Below are 21734 nucleotides of genomic sequence, written 5' to 3' on the forward strand. Positions count from 1 at the left end.
CTTCCAGCGCGCTCATGATCGTGAGCGCGCTGGAAGCGCGCGGTCCGGAAGACCATGACATCGTCAGCCCTCGCCGGCTGCCGCACGATCGACGAACCAGATGAGGTCGCCGACCGGTCTGACACGTGCCGCCGGCACGTCGCTGCCGCCGGCACGGATCGTCTTGAAGATCGCGGTCTTCTCCTTGCCCGCCACCAGGAAGGCCACCTGCCGGCTGCTCTCGATCACCGGATAGGTCATGGTGATGCGAACCTCGGGCCGGCCGTGCGAGACCGCCGCGACCCAGCGCTTGCGCTCCTGCAGCACCGGTTCGCCCGGCAGCAGCGAAGCGGTATGACCGTCGGGCCCAAGTCCCAGCAGGGTGATGTCGAACAGCGGCCGCGCCGGATCCAGCACATCAGCGCCATAGGCTGCCTTCAGCGTCTGCTCGTAGCGCGACGCGGCCTCCTCAGGCGTACCATCGGCCGGCACGGGATGAACGTTTCCCGGCGGTACGGGCGCCTTGGCGAGCATCGCCTCGCGAGTCATCCGGTAATTGCTCTCCGGATGATCGTAGGGAACGAAGCGCTCGTCGCCCCAGTACCAGGAGACGTGTGGCCAGGGGAAACGCCCGATGAAGTCATTGGAGGCGAGCAGCGCAAACAGCGCCTTCGGAGTCGATCCGCCGGAAAGCGACACGCGAAAGGTGCCTTTTGCCGCCAGGGCCGCCGAGGTCATCCACTCGGCCACATGGCGCGCGAGGGCCGCCGGATCCGGAAGTACGTCGATGCGTCCGTTCATGATGAACCCAGGATGAAACGTTCCATCGCCTTGGCGAAGCCCTCGTCGTTGTAGGAATCGGTGGCGACGGTCGCCAGAGCCTTCACCTCGGCAGGTGCATTGCCCATGGCGATGCTGAAGCCCGAGCGCTTGAACATGGGCACGTCGGTCGGCTGGTCGCCGATGGTGGCGATCGCCTCGAGCGGAATGCCGAGATGGCGCGACAGGAAATCCGCCACCACGCCTTTGTTGGCGTCCTTGTTCGTCACGTCGAGGTAATAGGGCTGCGAGCGGTTGGCCGTCGCCCGTCCGCCGAAGGCCTTGCGGGCGTCGGCCTCGCAGCGCTGCACCGCCGCGAGATCGTCGCTAACGCCGACGACCTTGGAGACCAGGTCGAGTTCTGCCGCCACGTCCTTCACGACCTTGGGCTCGAACTTGACGGTCCAGGCCTCGTGCTCGACGTGCGGGCCCTTGGGGTTGCCGACCAGCCAGTCGTTGCCGCGATAGACCCAGACATCGAGGCCGTGGCTGCGGATCAGCTCGATCGCCTGGGCGGCGACATCGGCCGGCACGGTCTTCTGCTCGATGATGGTGAGGTCGGGCTTGATGACCAGCCCGCCGTTGAAGCCCGAGATCGGCGTGTCGAGCTTCAAGGGATCGAACAGCATCGCCATGCCCTTGGCCGGCCGGCCGCTGGTGATGGCAAAGCGGATGCCCGCCTCGTGCAGATGCAGCACGGCGGTCTGCGCGCGCTCGGTCAGCACCTTCTTTTCGGTAACCAACGTGCCGTCCACGTCGGCCAGCACCAGGGAAATCTTGCGCTTCTCTGCCATCGGAACCTCTGTGGTGCTTGCCTACTCGAGTGGACGCCAGTCGCGCCCGGCGCGCTCCAGCAACTCGTCGGCAGCCGCCGGGCCGTCGCTGCCCGCGGCATAGGTCGCAAGCCCCTTGCCAGGGTTGCTCGCCCAGAAGTCGAGGATCGGCTGCACTGCCCGCCAGCCGGCCTCGATGTTGTCGGCGCGCTGGAACAGCGTTGCGTCACCGATCATGCAGTCGTAGATCAGCGTTTCGTAGCCCGTGCTGGGCGCCGAGGCGAAATAGGTCTTGTAGGCGAAGTCCATGCTGACGTTACCCAGCGTCACCGTCGGGCCGGGACGCTTGGCGGCGAACTGAAGCGCGATGCCTTCGTCGGGCTGGATGCGCAGGATCATCCAGTTGGGATTCATCTTCTCGACGTGCGTGCCGCGGAAAAGCGTGTACGGCGCCTGGTGGAAGCGGATGGCGACTTCGGTCCAGCGCCGCTTCAGATACTTTCCCGTGCGCAGATAGAAGGGCACGCCGGCCCACCGCCAGTTGTCGATCTGCAGCTTCCAGGCGATGTAGGTCTCGGTGTTCGAATCGGGCGCCACGTCGGGTTCGCGGCGATAGGGATTGACCGGCTTGCCCAGCACGGTGCCGCCGTCGTACTGGCCGCGCACGGCATCCCTCATCGGCCACCTCACCGGACGGATGGCCTGGATGACTTCGGCCTTCTTGTCCCGGACGGCCTCGGCGTCGAAGGAGATCGGCGGCTCCATGCCTATCAGCGACAGCAGCTGGAACATGTGGTTGGGCACCATGTCGCGCATCGCGCCGGTCTGCTCGTAGAACTTGCCACGCCGTTCGACGCCGACCGTCTCGGCCGCGGTGATCTGGACGTGGTCGATGTGCTGGCGATTCCACAGCGGCTCGAACAGGCCGTTGGCAAAGCGCAGCGCCATGATGTTCTGGACCGTTTCCTTGCCGAGGAAATGGTCCATTCGATAGACCTGATGCTCCTGCAACGTCTTCAGGATCGCGGCGTTGAGTGCCTTGGCCGAAGGCAGGTCATGGCCGAACGGCTTCTCGATGACGACGCGCCGCCACTGTCCGCCCTCTTCCGTGACCATGCCGGCCGTGCCGAGGGCGTCCACGACGATGCTGAAGAAGCGGGGCGCGACGGCAAGATAGAAGAGATGATTGCCCGCCGTGCCGGCCGTCTTGTCGAGTCCCGCAAGATGCTCCTTGAGACGGCTGTAGGTTTGCGGGTCCTCGAAGTCGCCTTGCAGGTAGCTCATGCGGTCGGTCAGCCATCGCCAGGCCGTCTGGTCGATGCTGTCGGCCTCGAACTCGCCACCACCCTTGGTGACGAATTCGTTCATCATGTCCGTGAGGGTCTTGCGCCAGTCGTCCACGGTCCTGTTCCCGTGGTCGACGCCGACCAGCCGGAAGCCATCGGGCAGCCGCTTGGCGGTGACGAGATTGTAGAGCGCCGGCGCGACCAGGCGCTTGGTCAGGTCGCCGCCGGCGCCGAAGATCACCATGGCGCAGGGCGGCGCGACGGCAACCGTCTCGGCCTTCGCCACAGCCTTGGGTGTGGTGTTCACCATGGCTTCTGCTTCCTTCCCGTCGAACTCACTTGCGCCCGAGCATTTCCAAGGCCGCCGCCACGACCTTGTCGGGCTCGAAGCCGAACTTGCGCTGCAGTTCCTTGAGCGGCGCGGAGGCGCCGAAGGCCTTCATGCCCATCACCCGGCCCTGGTCGCCGACATAGCGCTCCCAGCCCAGCGCTGATGCCTGCTCGACGGCAAGCCGCGTCTTGACGGATGGCGGCAGCACCTCCTCGCGGTAGGACTGGGGCTGGTGCTCGAAGATGTCCCAGGACGGCATGGAGACGACGCGCGAACGGACGCCCTTGGCCAGCAGCGCCTCGTGCGCCTCGACGATCAGGGTGACCTCGCTGCCGGAAGCGATGAGGATGATCTCCGGCGGGCCACCCGGCGCATCCGCCATGACGTAGGCGCCGCGCGCGACGCCCGCCGCCGACGCATACCTGGCCCTGTCGAACGTCGGCAGAGGCTGGCGTGACAGCGCCATCACCGCCGGCTGGTGACGGAGCTGCAGGATGTAGCGATAGGCCTCGACGACCTCGTTGGCGTCGGCCGGCCGCAGCACCACCAGGCCCGGGATGGCGCGCAACGAGACGAGCTGCTCGACCGGCTGATGAGTCGGCCCATCCTCGCCGTCGCCCATGGCGTCATGGGTGAAGACGAGAATAGTCGGTAGCTCCATGAGGGCGGAGAGGCGGATCGCCGGCCGGGCGTAGTCGCTGAAGATGAAGAAGGTCGCGCCGAAGGCCCGGAGCTTGGAAAGCGACATGCCGTTCACGATCGCGGCCATGGCGTGCTCGCGGATGCCGAAATGGAAATTGCGGCCGCCAGGACTGCCGGGCTCGAAGTCGCCGGCGCCGGCGAATTTCAGCGTCGTCTTGTTCGAGGAGCCGAGGTCCGCCGAACCGCCGAGGAACCAGGGGATGTTCTGGGCGAGCACGTTCAGCACCTCGCCCGAGGCGTCGCGGCCGGCGATGCCCTTGGGATCGGCCTTGAAGCTCGGCAGGTTGCGATCCCATCCCTTGGGCAGCTCGCGTTTCTGCATCTGGTCGATCTCGGTGGCGAGATCCGGGAACTGCTTGCGGTAGTCGGCGAACAGCGTCTCCCAGCGCCGCCGCGCCTCGGCGCCGCGCGCGCCGATGCCCTTGTCGAACGTGTCCATCACGCCGTCGGGCACCAGGAACTTGGCATCCTCCGGCCAACCATAGGCGCGCTTGGCGAGCTTGACCTCATCGTCGCCCAGCGGCTCACCGTGGGCCGCCGCCGTGTCGACCTTGTGCGGCGCGCCGTAGCCAATGTGGCTGTCGAGGATGATCAGCGTTGGTCGGTCGGTGGTCTTGCGGAAGACATCCAACGCATCCTCGATGCGGGTCAGGTCGTTGGCGTCACCGACGCGCAGCACGTTCCAGCGATAGGCGAGGAAGCGCGCCGCGACATCCTCGGTGAAGGTGATGCTGGTCTTGCCTTCGATGGTGATGTGGTTGTTGTCGTAGATCCAGCACAGGTCGTCGAGCTGGAGGTGCCCGGCGAGCGACGCCGCCTCCGAGCCCACGCCCTCCATCAGGCAGCCGTCGCCGCAGATGGCGTAGACATTGTAGTCGAACAGATCGAAGCCCGGCTTGTTGTAGCGGCTGGCCAGCCACTTGCGCGCGATCGCCATGCCGACGCTGGTGGCGATGCCCTGCCCCAGCGGCCCGGTCGTGGTCTCGACGCCCGACACCCAGTGATATTCCGGATGGCCCGGCGCCTTGCTGTCGATCTGCCGGAAACGGCGGATGTCGTCGAGCGTGACCGAGGGCTTGCCCAGGTTCTCGTAGTCGGCGTTCACGGCCTGGGTGCGCGTCAGGAAGAGCATCGACCACAGCAGCATCGAGGCGTGGCCGTTCGACAGCACGAAGCGGTCGCGACCGGGCCAGATCGGGTCCTTCGGGTCGAAGTTCAGGATCCGGTTCCACAGCGTGTAGACCAGCGGCGCCAGCGCCATCGGCGTGCCGGGATGCCCCGACTTCGCCTGCTGGACCGCATCGATCGACAGCGTGCGTATGGTGTTGATGGCGAGTTGGTCGAGCTCGTCCTGGGTCATGCTACGCGCCTCCTCACGATCCGGCTTTCTTCTCAATATGCCCGCCGAACTCGTAGCGCATGGCCGAGAGCAGCTTGTCGGCGAAATCCGCCTCGCCGCGCGAGCTGAACCGCTCATAGAGCGCCGACGACAGGACATGCGCCGGCACGCCCTCGTCGATGGCGGCCTTGATCGTCCAACGGCCCTCGCCCGAGTCCGACACTCGTCCGCCGAACTTCGACAGGTCGGGGTCCTTGATGAGGGCTGAAGCCTGAAGATCGAGCAGCCAGGACGCGATCACGCTGCCGCGGCGCCAAAGCTCGGCAATGTCCGGCAGGTTGAGATCGTACTGATAGTGCTCGGGATCGCGCAGCGGCGTGGTCTCGGCATCGACCGTGTGGCCCTTTTTACCGATATTGGCCGCCTTGAGAACCGCCATGCCCTCGGCATAGGCCGCCATGACGCCGTACTCGATGCCGTTGTGCACCATCTTGACGAAATGGCCGGCGCCGTTCGGCCCGCAATGCAGCCAGCCCTGCTCGGCCGTGCCGCCCAGCTTCTCACGGCCCGGCGTGCGCGCAATGTCGCCGAGACCTGGTGCAAGGGTGGCGAAGATCGGTTCCAGACGCTTCACCGTGTCGGGCTCACCACCGACCATCATGCAGTAGCCACGCTCGAGACCCCAGACGCCGCCACTGGTGCCGACATCGACATAGTGGATCGACTTGGGCTTCAGCTCCGTCGCGCGGCGGATGTCGTCGACATAGTAGGAGTTGCCGCCGTCGATCAGGATGTCGCCTGCCTCGAGATGGGGCAGCAGATCGGCGATGGTCTTGTCGACCACGCCGGCCGGCACCATCAGCCAGACCGCGCGCGGCTTGCTGAGCGCCTTGGTGAATTCCGCCAGCGAGCCGGCGCCGACCGCCTTCTCCGTCACCAGCTCGGCCACCGCCTTGGGCGACATGTCGAACACCACGCATTCATGGCCGCCCTTGAGAAGGCGGCGCACCATGTTTGCTCCCATTCGGCCAAGGCCGATCATTCCCAACTGCATGGTCAGCTCCCCTCAGGTGCTTTGCTTCATCTTGCGATAGCGGCGGATCAGCGCGTTTGTCGAGCTGTCGTGCTCGAGCTTGGGTTCCGCTGCCTCCTCGAGCTCGGGAATGATGCGCTGGGCAAGCGCCTTGCCCAGCTCCACGCCCCACTGATCGAAGGAATCGATCTGCCAGATCGTTCCCTGGGTGAAGACGCTGTGCTCGTAGAGGGCCACCAGCTTGCCGAGCGCCGCCGGCGTCAATTTGTCGAGCAGGATGGTGTTCGACGGGCGGTTTCCCTCGAACAATCGGTGCGGCACCAGCCAGTCGGGCGTGCCCTCGGCCTTGACCTGCTTGACGGTCTTGCCGAAGGCCAGCGCCTCGGTCTGGGCGAAGACGTTGGCCAGCAGCATGTCATGATGCTGGCCGAGCGGATTTAGGGTGTGCGCGAAGGCGATGAAATCGCAGGGGATGAGGCGCGTCCCCTGATGGATCAGCTGGTAGAACGAGTGCTGCCCGTTGGTGCCGGGCTCGCCCCAGTAGATCGGCCCGGTATCGGCATCCACCGGCTGGCCGTCGAGCGTGACGTGCTTGCCGTTGCTCTCCATGGTGAGCTGCTGGAGATAGGCGGGAAAGCGCTTGAGGTACTGCTCGTAGGGCAGCACGGCGACGGTCTGGGCGCCGAAGAAGTCGTTGTACCAAAGGGCCAGCAGGCCCATCAGCACCGGCAGGTTGCGCTCGAAGGGCGCGGTGCGGAAATGCTCGTCGATCTCGTGGAAGCCGCCCAGCATGGCGCGGAAATTGTCCGGCCCGATGGCGAGCATGGTCGAGAGCCCGATGGCGGAATCCATCGAATAGCGCCCGCCGACCCAGTCCCAGAAGCCGAACATGTTGGCCGTGTCGATGCCGAACTTCGCCACCTCCTGGGCGTTGGTGGAGACGGCGACGAAGTGCTTGGCCGTGGCGGCCTGCTCGCCGCCGAGGCCGGCCAGCAGCCAGTCGCGCGCGGTGTGCGCATTGGTCATCGTCTCCAATGTGGTGAAGGTCTTGGAGGAGACGATGAACAGCGTTTCCGCCGGATCGAGCCCGTGCACCGCCTCGGCGAAATCCGTGCCGTCGACGTTGGACACGAAGCGGAAGGTCATCGACCGTTCGCTGTAGTGCCTGAGCGCCTCGTAGGCCATCACCGGCCCGAGGTCCGAGCCGCCGATGCCGATATTGATCACGTTGCGGATACGCTTGCCGGTGTGTCCCTTCCACTCGCCGCTGCGCAGCCGATCGGCAAACGCGGCCATCTTGTCGAGAACGGCATGGACTTCGGGCACCACATTCTGCCCCTCATGCATGATGGAGGCGCCGCGCGGCGCGCGCAGAGCGACGTGAAGCACCGCCCGCTTCTCCGAGGTGTTGATCTGGTCGCCGCGGAACATGGCGTCGATGCGATCGCGCAGCCCCGACTCCTGGGCGAGCTGGAGCAGCAGGCTCAGGGTCTCGTCGGTGATCCGGTTCTTGGAATAGTCGAAATAGACCCCGGCGGCTTCGGCCACGAGTTTCTGGCCGCGTTCGCTATCCTTGGCGAAGAGCTGGCGAAGGTGGGTACGCCTGATCTTCTGGTGGTGCTTCTTCAGCAACGCCCAGGCCGGGCGCAGGTGCAGAGCCGGTACGCTCATTGATTTTTCCTCAGCTTGCCTTGCGGATCTGGACGCGCTTGGAATCGATGCGCTCCATCAGGTCGTTCCACGACTTCACGAACGACGCAGCGCCCTCGTCCTGCAGCTGCTTGGCGAGCGCGTCGATGTCGATACCCGCCTTGGCGAAGCTCGCGAGAACCGTCTCGCAGTCGCCGCCATCCGGGGCGAGCGCCTGGCCGACCTCGCCGTGATCGGCGAAGGCTTTCAGGGTGCCTTCGGGCATGGTGTTGACCGTGAAGGGTGCGGCGAGCGCCTTCACATAGAGAGCGTCGGAGGCTTTCGGGTCCTTGGTGCCGGTGCTGGCCCACAGCAGGCGCTGGGCGCGGGCACCGCTGTTGGCCGCGCGCTGGAAGCGCGGCGACGCGATCAATTCGAGATAGGCCTTGTAGGTGCGCTGGCCGATGGCGATGCCGAGCCGGTTGGTGAGCTCGGCCGGAACCTTGCCGGCAACCGCGACGTCCCATCGGCTGATGAAGAGCGAGGCCACTGAAGCGACGGCCGGGTTCAGGCCGGCCGCGATCCGACGCTCGACACCGCGCAAGTAGGCTTCGGCTGCCGCGACGTATTGCTCACGCGAGAAGAGCAGTGTGACGTTGACCGGCACGCCGGCAAAGATCGCCTCCTCAATGGCCGGCAGTCCTTCCGGGGTGCCGGGAATCTTGATGAAGAGGTTGGGCTTGCCGGCGCGCTTATGAAGATCGACGGCGGCCGCGAGAGTGCTCTTCGTGTCGTGCGCCAGGAGCGGCGAAACTTCGAGCGACACCCAGCCGTCCACGCCATCGGTCCGGGCAAAGACCGGCTGGAACAGGTCGGCGGCGCGGGTCAGGTCGGCGAGCGCCAGCGGGAAGAAGAGGTCCTCGGCCGATTTGGCAGCGGACGCCGACCGCGACACGTCCTCGTCATACATGGCGCTGTTCTTGATCGCATTGTCGAAGATCGTCGGGTTCGAGGTGAGCCCCGTCACCGAAAGATCGTCGATGTAGCGTTTCAGCGTGCCGCTGTTCAGCAGCTCGCGGGTGATGTTGTCGAGCCACAGGCTCTGGCCGACGTCGTGCAGCTTCTGGGTTGGCTTCATGGTGTCACCTTCAGGCTGGATGTACGGCGGCCGTACGCAGCCGCGTTAAGTTGTAGTCGAGCAGATCCCCGATGCGTTCGATCGTCACGTCCGCCGGCGGCAATGCACTGATTACCTTGGCGTCGTGCGCATATTGGCCCTGGCGCGGCAACACTGTCGTGACACGCTCTCCCCAGATCTTCTTGACGGCGTCCAGGATACGCGGCTTGTCGTCGACGAGAACGTAATGGTCAGCCGGGAAGCGCCGCTCGACGTCTTCCAGGGCCTCTTCCTTGTGGATGTAGATCAGCACGTTGCCGTCCGCGACCTTGGCCAGGCCCGCGTGCTCGACCTTGCGCGGCTGGAAGACGACATCGCCGTCCGTCAGGATCGCGGTCGGGGCCGCGCTGCGCAGGCGCGCCAGCACCTCAAGGGCGTTCGGGTAGAGCCGCTCGGCGAAAGGGTAGTCCATGAGGTAGGAGGACATCGCCAGCAGCTCCATCTCGCGCGGGTGCTCGACGCGGAACTTCTGAAGGGCGCCGATATAGTCACGGTAGCCCAGCTCCACCATCAGGTCCTCCAGGATCCGCCAATAGCGATCGCGCGTAGCGACGCCGTAGGTCCGCTCCAGATGGTCCTTCAGGTCCTGCTGGATCCCGTCGTTGTCGACCAGCGTGTTGTCAACGTCGACCAGGAAGACGAGTGGGTGAGGCTGTGTCATGCAGCAGCACGTCCGCTTCCGGATATCATTTGGGTCACGACTTCCATTCCCTTCCCCGATTCTGACCGTCGCGTCACGGGCGATCATACAAACGTCCCGGAATCGCAGCGGACCTGGCCTCACCAATGCTTCAGGCAGAGCGCGCCTATGAGAAGCGGCCTGAGTAATGTCGCCAAGATCAGACCGTTGTCGGCATGTGGTTGTCGTCGACTCTCTCGTCAAGAATGACGACCTACCGACGGTACAACCACCAACGCCTGCGGTCGAGACCAGATCTCTCACCTGTCGATACCCGTGCCACGGGCCGATTCCGGCGTCCGCGCGCGACTGGATGGTCCAGTCCAAGGCGTAGTTGCTGGGGACGGGCGTCGATGCCCTTCGCCACAATACGTTGGGCGCCGCTTTGAGAGGCTGGCGAAGCTCACACGTCATGAGCTGGCCCGTGAGCTGCGCCTCGGTTCCTGTCACAAAAGTACTGGCCTTCTCATGGCACATGGGATCCATTCGATCTCGCTGGCGCCGGCAAGTCATATTCCATTGCGGCGATCGCTGGAATCGATCGTCAAGGCGAGGACGAGACGCCGAATAGCAGGAGCGGCCAGTACCACAATGGGAATGGTTGTCATCCATGCGATCAGCCAGGAGTCGAGCCAGTTCGCTATGAAGGCAAAGGTGCCGAGGAAAGGAACGCTCGCGACCCCGGCCGCAATCGCCGACGTGAGACCTGACTGGATCACACCAAACACTAGGTATCCGTACTTTCTGGGAATTCGCGGCATTGCTCTGCCAAATCTCTGCCGAAGTTGCGGCGTCCTGATCGCATGGCCCCGTCAGCCTAACGTTCCCATCCAACCTGCGATGGCCCGCCCGATGTCGTCCGGCGAATCTTCCTGGAGGTAATGAACCCCCGCGACCTTCACCTCGGTCTGCGCCGGCCACTTGCGGGCAAGGTCGAGAACCGCGCCGCCGGCGAGGATCCCGCCGGGCTCGGCCTTCACGAAGAGCTTGGGCACCTTGCTCGTTGCCAGCCAGTCCGCATAGGCGGTCGCGATCGCAACCACGTCGGCGGGCTCGCCCTCGATGGGAATCTGCCGCGGCCATGTCAGCGTCGGCCGCCGCCCCTCGCCGGGCTCGGCAAACGGCCGTCGGTACGCCGCCATCTCCTCGGCGGAGAGGTGACGCAGGATGGCCTTTGGCAGGATCTTCTCGATGAAGAAGTTGTCGCGCAGGACCATCGCCTCGCCGGCCTCGGAACGCAACGCCTGCAACGCTGGACGCATCCCGAACTTGTCCCAATGATCCCAATACTGCGGCCCCACGATCGCCTCCATGTAGGCGATGCCCTTCACCGCCTTGCGATGGCGGTTGGCCCAGTCGAAGCCGAGGGCTGAGCCCCAGTCATGGATGACGAACGTGACCCGCTCGCGTACATCCAGCGCCTCGAGCAGGGCATCGAGATAGCGGCGATGCTCGACGAAGCGATACGAGCCGGGGCCACTGTCAGGCAGCTTGTCGGAATCGCCCATGCCGACCAGGTCGGGGGCAATGCAGCGGCCGAGTGGCTGCAGGTACGGCAAGACGTTGCGCCAGAGGTACGACGAGGTGGGATTGCCGTGCAGCAGCACGATGGGGTCACCCTGCCCCACCTCCACGTATGCCATCTCGCGGCCAAGGATACTCCGCCGCTGCTTTTGGTATGGAAATGCCGCAGAGATCATATTCGCTTCTCCTGCGTTAACCGACGAAACCAAATTCGCGGGTCGTTCGGGTTCGGTTACAGGCATTCGGTCTTTCTTTTTACAAAGCGTCCAGTTTTGTCCGAGGCGCCACGTTCGACAGCAGTGCCCCAAGGCCCTCGGCGAAGGTCAGATGCGTAATGACGGCATCGCGCACGATCGGGTAAGGCGTCCTCGCCAACATTGCCATCTGCACGGCCGTCATAACCTCCCCTGCCTCCGAGCCGAGCATGGTGAAGCCCAGGATGCGGTCATCGTCCTCAGCGATCAGGACCTTCATGAAGCCCTGCGTTTCCCCGGTCGCTTCGGTGCGCAAAACGGCGCTCATTGGCAGCTTCGCGACTCGCGCCGTGATGCCTTGACGTTCGGCCTCACGTTCGTTCAGTCCGACATGGGCAAGCGGCGGATCGGTGAACAAACAATGGGGCACAAGCCGATGCCGCGTGCCGCGCGTGCCGCCGGCCAGGTTGTCCCTGACGATGCGAAAATCATCCACCGAGACGTGAGTGAACTGAGGGCTGCCCGCGCATTCACCGATGGCCCAGACATCGGGTGCGGTCGTTTCCAGCCGCTCGTTCACTCGAATGTATCCGCGGTCGTCTAGCTCGATGCCGGCTTTCTCGAGACCGATGCCGGTGGTGTTCGGGATGCGACCCGAGGCAACCAGTATGTCGCTGGCCTCGATCTGTCGTTCGCCGGCAGCTGAGCGCGCAGTGACGGTCACCTTCTTTCCGCTCTGTCCGTCGACCCTCAGCACCTGGGTGGATGTCAGGAAGCCGACGCCCTCATCGCAGAGGAGGCGCCGCACAGCATCCGCTGCGTCCGCGTCTTCGCGGCTGAGGATCTGGGGGCCTGGTTCAACGACGGTGACGCGGCTGCCGAATCGGCGATACGCCTGGGCCAGTTCGATGCCGACATATCCGCCGCCGAGCACGACCAGGTGCGAGGGCGCATAGTCGAGTTCCAGTGCCTCGACGTGGCTCAGCGGTCTGGCGGCAGCAAGGTCGGGAATGTCGGGGATGGCCGCATGCGTTCCGACATTCAGCACGACCTGGTCGCTTGCAAGAAGGCGCGTTCCGCCGCCGTTCAATTGGACCTCGATCGTCCGCGGCGCCACGAACCGGCCGGTTCCCATGATCAGTTCCGCGCCGCTCCTCTTGTAGGCATCCAGATGAAAAGAAACCTCGCGGTCGACCATGGTCCGCTTGCGCTTTCGCACCTTCGCCATGTCCGTCTTGACGGACCCGTTCATGGTTCCGAATTCGGCGGCATGGCTTGCCAGGTGGGCGATCCGGGCGCTCCAGATCTCGTTCTTGCTGGGAAGGCAGGCCACGTTCGGGCACGAGCCCCCTACCCACTGCCGCTCCACCACCGCCGTCCGCTGTCCCATCTGCGCCAGATGCCAGGCAAGGAGCTTGCCGCCTTGTCCGCTGCCGAGAATCAACGTCTTGAAATGTTCCGCTTGCGACATCGCATCCTCCTCGATCAGACAGGGGCGCCGGCTTGCTGCGGCTTCATCACCCTCTGGACGTCTTGCTTCAGCAGATAGAAGGACACTGCAAGGAGGACGACGTCCTTCATCAGGAACGCCACGTTGCCCGCCATGGCTGGAAAACCGCCGGCCGAACGCGCCCAGCCGTCCGGCATGAAAGGAATGATGCTGACGGTCGCCAGGAAGGTGATGCACGACCCGGCAGCGCCTAGAATGCCCAGCCGCTTGTTCCAGAACCCGAGGAACAGCAGCCCACCGAACAGCCATTCCGACACGCCCAGGAACCAGCTCGCGCCGCGCACGCCGAAGACGGGATACATCCACGATATGAGCGGTCCGTTGTTGATGAACGGGATCAGCACCTGGGCCTCGTATTCGAACCACTTCTGGTAGCCGAACAGGAGGAAGATGAGCACCATCGAGGCGCGCAGCAGGTGATAATCGAGGTCCCGTCTCATCAGGCCGAGACTGGTCAATCCCCTTGCCAGCAGGCTGATGGGAATATTCAGCAGGGCATCGCCCGCTGTCGTCGACTCTCGTGGACTGCCGAAGGAGGCTTCGACCTTGACCTCTTGCATGCGACTCTCCGTCAAAGGATCCATGCGCACGATGCGGCCGATCCCTCGAGGGCGGCAGGCCATTCGAACGGATAGAAATTATTCCCTTTGGGAATGAAGGTGGCGCCTTCCGACGTGGAATATGTTCTATGCCGTCGGGCCGCCTATGCTCACGCTCAGTCGCGTCTAACTTGCCGCCTCTCACCTTGCTTTCGGAGGCGCTCATGACCGCTCGCTATCTTCGAGCCATTGCCGTTGGTGCCCTCTGCCTGCTGCCCCTTCAGTCGCATGCCGAGTGGGCCAAGCCGGATGAAGCAACATCCATCGGCTTGCAAAGCGTCACGATCGACGAACGCGGCACCGAGCTGATGCTGCGCTTCGATCGACCCATCAGCCACGCGAGGTCGTGGCTTTCCCTCATCCACGACGGCCAAATCATCGAGACCATACATTTTCGCCTGGAGACTGCGCCCAATGTGCTGTTCGCCAGGATCCGGACTCCGGCTCCGGGCAACTACATCGTGCGCTGGACGATGTGCCCCGAAGGCAGCGACGACAGATACGAGGGAGAACTCCCGTTCACGGTCGGTCACGGTGCAGAGAACATCGCCAAGCCTAACCTTTAGTTTTGCCGAGCTCGGCCTGGACGAAATTCGCGAACGCTCGCGCCTTTGCCGTCATCAGCCGCCCTGCCGGGAACAAGGCCCAGCAGTCGAGCGGCGGCAGCAGCCAGTCAGCGAAAACGGCGCGCACCGCCCCTGTGGCGAGCTCGGGCGCGAACATCCATTCCGACGCGACCGCATAACCCAGTCCGCTCAGGACGGCGGCCCGCACGGCTTCGGCGGCACTGACGCGCAGCGGGCCAGACAACCTGACCTCGACCTCCGACTCGCCCCGGCGAAAGCCATGCACGTCGCCCCCGCCCGCACTCTCCTCCGTGTAGACCACGGCAGCGAGCCGAGAAAGGTCAGCGGGCGTTTGGAGAGCGCCATTACGCTCGAAGAAGGCGGGTGTTCCGATGACCAGGCGGCGACATGTCGCGATCTTGCGCGCGATGACGGATGAATCGTCCAGCATGCCCGTGCGGAGGCACACATCGACGCCATCCTGGATGAGATCGCCTGGACGGTCGCTCAGCACCAAGTCGAGTGAAAGATGGGGATGCTGGTCGAGGAAGTCAGGCAGCCGAGGCACGATATGGAGCCGGGAGATCGTCACGCCGGCACTGACGCGCAGGCGCCCGCAGACGCCGTCTCCTGCGCCTGACAGGGCGACGGCGGCATCGTGCGCGTCATCGACGATCTTGCGCGCGCGTTCGTAGAAATGCTGTCCGGCCTCGGTCATGGCCAGCCCTCGTGTGGACCGCATCACCAGCCGAACACCGAACCGCTCTTCGAGCTGCGCGATGGATTTGGATACTGCCGGCTGGCCGACCCTGAGATCCCGCGCCGCCGCAGAGAACGACCTCGTCTCCACGACGCGAACAAACGTCTCCATTGCACCCAAACGATCCATGTCAGTCACCGCGATCCGCAAAATTGCCGCCCGAGATCGAGTAGGAGCTATCGCAAGCGGCCAATGCCACCAGCTTCCTGAGACCGCGATGGATGTTGACCTTGACGAGAGCTGCGGATTGGCCGGTCGCGCCGGAGGCCGTTTCGATGCTGGCCCCCTGGAGCTTCACAAGGCGGATCACGCTGGCTTGCGCGGGCGTCAGTCGTTTCAGCAGGTCGTCCACTGTAATCGCGCTTATTGCCGTTTCACCATGATCCTTCATCGGCATGTCGTCGTGCAGCGACAGGGCCGCGAACCTGGAAGCATCCCGAACATGGTCGATCCACTTGTATCGGGCTATCGCCGCGACCCACGGTCCAAACGGCCTCGAGGGCTCGTACGCATGTCGTTTGGCATGAATGGCGAGAAGCGTGTCTTGCCGTGCATCTTCGGCTGCCGGGCCGGGAAGCCGGCGCCCATAGTAGCGGCGCAGCCAGCCGTCCAACTCCCGCAGCAACTGGTCATAGGCATGGCTTTCGCCACCTTGCGCCGCCGCCATGAGACAGCCCCATTGCTCCGAACGGCTTTGCCAATTGCCGAATCGCGATGCTATTCGGGCGCTCCGCCGTGGACGACCTGCAACGTCGCCGGCTGAGGGGGCATCATCGGGCGCGTTCACTGGAGAGGCTCCTTTCAATGCAATCAAGCAAGGTCTGAGTCTCGATCGGTTTTCCGAGGAGATATTGGGCTCCGACGGAGATCGCCTGATCGTCCAATTGCCTGTCTGGCAAGGCGGTGACCATGATGACAGGCACGCTGGCGCCCTCTTCCTTGAGCTTCCGCACCAGGTCGAGTCCACTCATCCCGGGCATGCGGACGTCAGCGATGATGCAGTCGAAAAAGGGCCGGTTGGGCGAGGTCAGGAGCGTTTCGGCCGCGAAGAACGACTCGGCGCGATAGCCGACAGATCGCATCAGATCCACCAGGGAAGCGCACAGGGCCTCGTCATCGTCGACGATCGCGACGAGAGGGCGCCTCATCGGATGTGGCCGCGCGGGACAAACTTGCATTCGCGGCGAGGCTGGGTGACGTGCAGACGCGCGGCAACGATCATCGTGTCCTGTTCCTGGGGAAGGTAGGAGCCACTTGGTGGCCATGGCGTCGCGATACGTCCGAACAATGCGCTGGCCGACGCACCGTCACAATCTCTCGAAAGTGACGTTTGGGCACATACCTTCGTATGGGTCTCAGCCGCCTCGCTTCTGAGCGTGGAGCACCCCGACCATGCGAACGAGCGTTGCTACGGATTTCGCCCCCAGCTTTCGCTTGGCGCTGCGGCGATGCATCTTCACGGTAACTTCGCTGATCGACAGTTCGATCGCGATTTGCTTGTTCATGAGGCCGGACGCAACGTGTTCCACCACTTGCTGCTCGCGGAGCGTCAGCAGCGCATACTGCTTCTGCAACTCGGCAATCTGCACGACCTCCTGACGCCGGTGCTGATCCATTCGAATCGCAGCCGCCACGGCATCAAGGAGGTCCTGATCTCGTATCGGCTTTGTGAGAAAATCGACCGCGCCCGCCCTCATGCCTTTCACCGACATGGGAATGTCGCCGAAGCCGGTTATCAGGATGACGGGCAGCCGGATATTTACGCGTGTCAGATACTCCTGAAGCTCCAAACCGCTCGTGCCCGGCAGCCGAATGTCGAGCACGAGGCAGGCGGGCGCGTCGGGCAACGCGACATCGAGAAATTCCGAAGCGGAGCCGTGAAGCGTCGTCCGATAGTTCATTGACCGCAGCAAGTCTCCCAGTGACTCCCGGACCGCCTTGTCATCGTCGACGATATGAACGAACGCCGACGACATCCTCAGTTGCTCCCTGACAATCGGCGGAACTGGCGAGCAGGCAGAGTGAAAGTGAATGTTGCGCCGTGCGTGGTGTTTTTCTCCGCCCATAGGCGCCCTCCATGGGCAACGACAATCTTGCGGCAGATCGATAAGCCCAGGCCAAGTCCTTCGCCCTTTGTCGTGTAGAGTGCAGCGAACAGATGCTCCGCGCTGGCGGGATCGACGCCCACGCCGGTGTCAGCGATCGACACAGAGACGTGACCGTCGGCAACCCTCGATGAGATACTGAGGGCGCGGACGCCGTCGACGCTGGCCATCGCTTCGACGGCGTTGCGCACGAGGTTGAGGACGACCTGTTGAAGCTGCACTCGATCCGCCTCTATAGGCGGCAGCGTTTCGTCGAAGGCGGTCTTCAGGGCGACACCGGCGAGTTCAAGCTCCCTCTTCAAGAGGACAAGGACCTCCTCGATAGTCTCGTTGACATGGACGTCGGCGAACCGCAGATGCGAGTCGCGCACCAACGACCTGAGGCCGCCAACGACGTTGGTTGCCCTCCGGCTCTGTTCGACGACACGCAGGGCGGACCTGCGCGCTTCGTCCGTGTCGGCAGGCTCCCGGGCGAGCCATCGCAGACAGGCGTCGGCGCTCGCTCTGATCGCGGTCAACGGCTGATTGACTTCGTGAATGATCGACCCGGCGAGTTCCCCGAGTGATGCCAGACGCGCGGCTCGCGCAAGTGCGGCACGTGCGTCTGCAACTGCCTGCTCCGATACCTTCTGCTCGGTGACGTCGGTGATTATGCCTTCCAATTCAACGTCGCCGGCCGGACTAAGATCGAATTGTCCTACTGCAACGACGTGCAAGATCGTCCCGTCTCGATGGACGACCCTGTATTCGTGGCTGAAGGGCGACTTCGCGCTGACCGCCCCTGCGAGGGCCTTCTCCAAATCAGGAAGGTCGTCGGGATGTACGCAGGCTCTAAATGTCTCGAACGGCACGGGGTTGATGTCCAGGCCGATGTCAAAAATGCGGTAGCATTCGCGCGATGCCCGCGACAGCAGGGTCCGTGTGTTCCATCGGTAGCTGCCCATGCGGCCGATCTGCTGGCCCCTGACCATCCACATGTTGGTCTCGCGGAGTGCTTCAAAAAGCTGCGCGGATTCAAAGGATACAGCAGCCTGCGAAGCCAGCATCGACATCACCGAGAGGCATCTCGGCGTGAAAAGCGCCGGCGCGGCCTCCGATTCCAGATAGAGAGCGCCGACTGTCTGCCCTTGATGAATCAGAGGCTGGCACAAGACGGTTACGTTCGGCCCCGTTGGGCATTCTGCGCGATCAATCAGGGCGGCCCCTTTCCGGCTGTCATCTCTGACGACGGTTTCCTGGCGCATAAACACTCTTTCGCTGAGGTCGTCCGGCAACTGGAATTCGCGCACGGAGGGTTGTGAGGCAAAGACCTTGGCCTTTTCACGAGGAAAGGTGGCATCGGCCTTGGCGAGCAGTTCGCCTCCCTCGCTCAACAGCACCGCACCTCGAACGGCTCCGGAGTGCCTGAGCGCAGTCTTGAGAAGAGCGTCAGCCAGACCTCCATAGCTGATCTCTTTCGCAATGGCCTGAAACGCCTTTGCGATCAGCTCCAACTCAGCCGTTTCGTTCTCAAGCTTCATCGCAGAGCTCTCAATCGCGGCCATCTATCTATTGTCTGCAGCCGTCCGTTGCAGGTCGGCGGCCTCGAGCCGCATTTGCCGCCGCGTTCATTCCGAGAGGCTCCTCTCGACACATCAAGGCATTGGTTTCCAACGGCTTTCTGAAGGCATTGGACGTCGACCAGGACCGCTTCTCCGGTCAGGCGGGTCAGATTGGACATGATAGATTGACGTGCGAGCGATCGAGAATCTTGGGGTATTTTCTGAAAAGTTCTGAAGCGAGCCGCCGCGCTGGGTCATCCCAAAGGCATAGTCCTGCAATCAGGGGCCGTTGCATGCTTGCTGAAGGCATTCGACCGGTTTACGCCTCGGGCGGGTGCGAGATTGACCTCGCTCGCCGCGAGCTTCGGGTTCTCGGATCGCCGGTACCTGTCGGTGGGCGCGCCTTCGAGATCATCGAGGTTCTGGTCCGGTCGGCCGGCGAACTCGTCACCAAGGACGAGTTGATGAACCGCGTTTGGCCGGGCGCCATTGTCACGGAAAACACGCTGCAGGTTCACACAGCCGCCGTGCGCAGGGCGCTTGGCCCGTATCGAAGCTTGCTGAAGACCGAGTCGCGCCGCGGCTATCGTCTCCTCGGCGCGTGGACCATCAGGCATCATGACGAGGCCAAACCGCCGGGCTTGCTCCAGCAGACACGGCTTACCGGGGCGGCTCCGGCGACCAACTTCCCGGCAACCATCGCGCGCCCCATTGGCCGATCGGCAGCCATGCAGAGGTTGCAGGATCTCGTTTCGGCCTACCGCGTCGTGACCCTGACGGGCCCCGGCGGCATTGGAAAGACCACGCTCGCCCTTGAGACAGCCCGCCGTGTCCTCGGCGAGTTTGCCGACGGCGGATGGCTTGTCGAGCTGGCGTCGCTGTCCGACCCGCACCTGGTGCCGTCTGCTGTGGCGGGGGCGCTCGGGCTGAAGCTTGGGTCCAAGACGATCACCGCTGAAGCTGTCGCCCGGGCGATCGCCGGGAAAAGGCTTCTGCTGGTTCTCGACAATTGCGAGCACGTCATCGACGCGACGGCAACGCTGGCCGAGGCACTCATGCGGTTGTGCCCTCTCGCCACAGTCCTGGCAACGAGCCGCGAAGTCTTGCGGATCGAGGGCGAGTATGCCTATCGCGTGCCGCCACTCGAAGTGCCGCCGGACGAGCAACTCGATGCGGGCCAGATTCTGAGCCACAGCGCACCGGAGCTCTTCATCGCAAGAGCCAAAGAGCTCGGTTCGGACTTCTCGGCTCACGCCGAGAGCCTGCCGGCGATTGCAGCAATCTGTCGCCACCTCGACGGCATACCGCTCGCCATCGAGTTCGCGGCGGCCCGGGCCGCAACACTTGGGATCGACCAGGTCGCCGCAGCCTTGCGCGATCGCTTTGCGCTGCTGACAAGCGGGCGCCGCACGGCACTCCCACGACATCGGACGCTCCGCGCGACGTTCGATTGGAGCTATCAACTGCTGCCCGCTGATGAGCAGCTGCTATTGAGATGGTTGTCGGTCCTTCCCGGCGGGTTTTCCATCGCGGCAGCGATAGAGATTTTGGCTGGTCGGCAAACCAGCTCGTCCGTCATCGACGGCGTAAGCGGCCTCGTTGAAAAGTCACTCCTGAACGTGGATGAGACCGCTGCTGTCGTCGCCTACAGACTGCTCGAGACCACCAGGGACTATGCCTATAAGAGACTCAGCGAGAGCGGAGAGGCCCACACTGCAGCACAGCGACATGCCCTGTATGTTCGGAACGCCATCGTGCGGCCGCAATCGGCCGTAAGTCAGGTGGCGGCAGAGAGTCCAAATGACGACGGAGCGCCGAGGACCGAAGAAATCCACAACGTACGCTCCGCCCTGGACTGGTGCTTCTCTCCGGGTGGAGATTTGCGGACCGGACTCGAAATAACGGCAGCCTACACACGAACCTGGCTCTACATGTCTCTGATGACCGAATGCCGTGCGCGGGTGGAAACCGCCTTAAGTCGCCTGGACCAGGCGTCGGCTTTGACTTCCGAGCAGCTCATGCAGCTCTACATCGCGCATTCCATTGCGGTTGTTCATACGACCGGGCTCGTCGAGGACACTCAGGCATCGTTGGAGAAGGCACTGGCAATTGCCGACTCGTCTGAAGATGACGCGGCTCGACTGAGGGCATTGTGGGCCATTTGGGACTATCACTCCAATAGCCGCGAATATGCGAAAGCACTGCACACGGCGAGGAAGTTCCATCAGCTGGCCATGCGGCTTGGAGACAGGTCGGCCATCGTGGCGGCGAACCGGCTGGCCGGCCATAGCTCGCATTATCACGGCGAGCAGGCGACAGCTCGTCTTTATCTTGAGCAGGTTTTGAAACTGGAGGCCGAGCCTGGTCATCCTCGGACGGTTTGGTTTCAATATGACCAAGGAGTGCTGGCGGGCGCCATACTAACGCGCGTCCTTTGGCTGCTGGGTTACCCCGACAAGGCCGCAACCACCGCGGAAGCCTGCTGCACAGACGCGGCAAAATTGGGCTACGGGCTGTCTCAGTGTTACGCTCATGCCCTCGCCGCATTTCCATTGGCATGCCTGACTGGCAACGTCGCCGCCGCCGAACGGGCACTGGACGCATGCACCAGCGTCGCAAATGAGAATCACCTGCCCTTCTATCAAAGTTGGTCCCAGTGCCTGCGGGGGACATTGCTCGTAGAGCAAGAAGACTTCAGCGCGGGTATTGCAGTGCTGTCCAGCGCGTTACCTGTCCTGGGCAGAGTCGGGAGTCGTCAGCCGGAGTTCCAGATTGCGCTGGCCAGGGCATTGGCCGGCACAGGTGAGGTTGTGCGCGCGCTGGACGTTCTCGCATCAGCTCTCACGCACGCAGAAAACGACGGAGAATATTGGTATGTCCCGGAGTTGCTGCGCATTCGGAGCGAGATCCTGATCACCCAGGCTCAGGATGGGAGCGATACGGCGGAGCGGCAGCTGCGGCACGCACTGCGGCTAGCACGCAAGCAGGGCGCAAGATCGTGGGAATTGCGAACCGCGACAAGCCTTGCCCGGTACTTGAAATCGCGGGGCGATCGACGGCACGAGTCCCGCACGATTCTCCAATCAGTGGTTGACCAGTTCACTGAAGGTTTCGCGACGGCGGACCTGCTGACTGCGAGAGAGTGGTTGGCAGCTCATCGATAGCGGAAAAGCGTCGCAAGCCGGTCG

The 21734-nt window shown here is 63.7% G+C and carries 19 protein-coding genes; 2 read left to right on the top strand and 17 right to left on the bottom strand.

What is annotated here, in order from left to right; genetic code table 11:
• Window positions 1-63 precede the first annotated feature (63 nt).
• From pgl to RSO01_RS18825, 12 genes are all read right to left on the bottom strand, one after another.
• Window positions 64-780 (bottom strand): 6-phosphogluconolactonase, encoded by a 717-nt coding sequence (gene pgl / locus RSO01_RS18770; RefSeq protein WP_147150698.1) that lies wholly within the window; start codon window positions 778-780, stop codon window positions 64-66.
• Window positions 777-1592, bottom strand: coding sequence for a Cof-type HAD-IIB family hydrolase (locus tag RSO01_RS18775; RefSeq protein WP_147150700.1), 816 nt, complete (start codon window positions 1590-1592; stop codon window positions 777-779). The genes pgl and RSO01_RS18775 overlap by 4 nt, the downstream gene beginning before the upstream one ends.
• Window positions 1593-1613: 21 nt before the next feature.
• Window positions 1614-3167: a glucose-6-phosphate dehydrogenase gene (gene zwf / locus RSO01_RS18780; RefSeq protein ID WP_147150702.1), complete on the bottom strand. Its 1554-nt coding sequence runs from the start codon at window positions 3165-3167 to the stop codon at window positions 1614-1616.
• 25 nt (window positions 3168-3192) lie between these two features.
• Window positions 3193-5250, bottom strand: a complete 2058-nt coding sequence (tkt, locus tag RSO01_RS18785) for a transketolase (RefSeq protein WP_147150704.1) — start codon at window positions 5248-5250, stop codon at window positions 3193-3195.
• 13 nt (window positions 5251-5263) lie between these two features.
• Window positions 5264-6283, bottom strand: a complete 1020-nt coding sequence (gene gnd, locus RSO01_RS18790; RefSeq protein WP_147150706.1) for a phosphogluconate dehydrogenase (NAD(+)-dependent, decarboxylating) — start codon at window positions 6281-6283, stop codon at window positions 5264-5266.
• A gap of 12 nt (window positions 6284-6295) precedes the next feature.
• Window positions 6296-7933 carry a glucose-6-phosphate isomerase gene (pgi, locus tag RSO01_RS18795; RefSeq protein ID WP_147150708.1) on the bottom strand — a complete coding sequence of 546 codons (1638 nt, stop codon included), beginning with the start codon at window positions 7931-7933 and terminating at the stop codon, window positions 6296-6298.
• Between the two features lie 10 nt (window positions 7934-7943).
• Window positions 7944-9029, bottom strand: a complete 1086-nt coding sequence (gene tal, locus RSO01_RS18800) for a transaldolase (protein ID WP_147150710.1) — start codon at window positions 9027-9029, stop codon at window positions 7944-7946.
• Window positions 9030-9039: 10 nt separating this feature from the next.
• Complete coding sequence (locus RSO01_RS18805; protein WP_147150712.1) at window positions 9040-9729, bottom strand: HAD family hydrolase; 690 nt, start codon at window positions 9727-9729, stop codon at window positions 9040-9042.
• Between the two features lie 527 nt (window positions 9730-10256).
• Window positions 10257-10508 (bottom strand): DUF2798 domain-containing protein, encoded by a 252-nt coding sequence (locus tag RSO01_RS18810; protein WP_147150713.1) that lies wholly within the window; start codon window positions 10506-10508, stop codon window positions 10257-10259.
• Window positions 10509-10559: 51 nt separating this feature from the next.
• Complete coding sequence (locus tag RSO01_RS18815) at window positions 10560-11447, bottom strand: haloalkane dehalogenase (protein WP_147150715.1); 888 nt, start codon at window positions 11445-11447, stop codon at window positions 10560-10562.
• 79 nt (window positions 11448-11526) lie between these two features.
• Window positions 11527-12936 (bottom strand): FAD-dependent oxidoreductase, encoded by a 1410-nt coding sequence (locus tag RSO01_RS18820; RefSeq protein ID WP_147150717.1) that lies wholly within the window; start codon window positions 12934-12936, stop codon window positions 11527-11529.
• Window positions 12937-12950: 14 nt separating this feature from the next.
• Window positions 12951-13535: a YkgB family protein gene (locus RSO01_RS18825; RefSeq protein ID WP_147150718.1), complete on the bottom strand. Its 585-nt coding sequence runs from the start codon at window positions 13533-13535 to the stop codon at window positions 12951-12953.
• 203 nt (window positions 13536-13738) lie between these two features.
• Here RSO01_RS18825 and RSO01_RS18830 point away from each other — a divergent pair, with 203 nt between their 5' ends.
• Window positions 13739-14140, top strand: coding sequence for a hypothetical protein (locus RSO01_RS18830; RefSeq protein ID WP_147150719.1), 402 nt, complete (start codon window positions 13739-13741; stop codon window positions 14138-14140).
• Here RSO01_RS18830 and RSO01_RS18835 read toward each other — a convergent pair.
• The 5 genes from RSO01_RS18835 to RSO01_RS18855 all read right to left on the bottom strand — a co-directional run bounded on the left by RSO01_RS18835 (window position 14130) and on the right by RSO01_RS18855 (window position 18549).
• Window positions 14130-15029 carry a LysR family transcriptional regulator gene (locus RSO01_RS18835; RefSeq protein WP_147150721.1) on the bottom strand — a complete coding sequence of 300 codons (900 nt, stop codon included), beginning with the start codon at window positions 15027-15029 and terminating at the stop codon, window positions 14130-14132. The two genes, RSO01_RS18830 and RSO01_RS18835, sit on opposite strands and share 11 nt — an antisense overlap.
• A gap of 1 nt (window position 15030) precedes the next feature.
• Entirely contained in the window at window positions 15031-15567 is a 537-nt protein-coding gene (locus RSO01_RS18840) for a sigma factor (RefSeq protein ID WP_147150723.1), read from the bottom strand.
• A 103-nt stretch (window positions 15568-15670) separates the two neighbouring features.
• Complete coding sequence (locus RSO01_RS18845; RefSeq protein ID WP_147150725.1) at window positions 15671-16048, bottom strand: response regulator transcription factor; 378 nt, start codon at window positions 16046-16048, stop codon at window positions 15671-15673.
• 207 nt (window positions 16049-16255) lie between these two features.
• Window positions 16256-16876 carry a response regulator transcription factor gene (locus RSO01_RS18850; RefSeq protein ID WP_147150727.1) on the bottom strand — a complete coding sequence of 207 codons (621 nt, stop codon included), beginning with the start codon at window positions 16874-16876 and terminating at the stop codon, window positions 16256-16258.
• Window positions 16877-16878: 2 nt separating this feature from the next.
• Window positions 16879-18549, bottom strand: coding sequence for an ATP-binding protein (locus RSO01_RS18855; protein WP_147150729.1), 1671 nt, complete (start codon window positions 18547-18549; stop codon window positions 16879-16881).
• A gap of 290 nt (window positions 18550-18839) precedes the next feature.
• Between RSO01_RS18855 and RSO01_RS18860 the strand changes: the two genes are divergently transcribed.
• On the top strand, window positions 18840-21710 hold the full coding sequence (locus tag RSO01_RS18860; RefSeq protein ID WP_147150731.1) for an ATP-binding protein: 2871 nt from the start codon (window positions 18840-18842) through the stop codon (window positions 21708-21710).
• The last annotated feature ends 24 nt before the right edge of the window (window positions 21711-21734 follow it).

Origin of the sequence: Reyranella soli, from assembly GCF_007992495.1 — a bacterium.
Lineage (GTDB): Bacteria > Pseudomonadota > Alphaproteobacteria > Reyranellales > Reyranellaceae > Reyranella > Reyranella soli.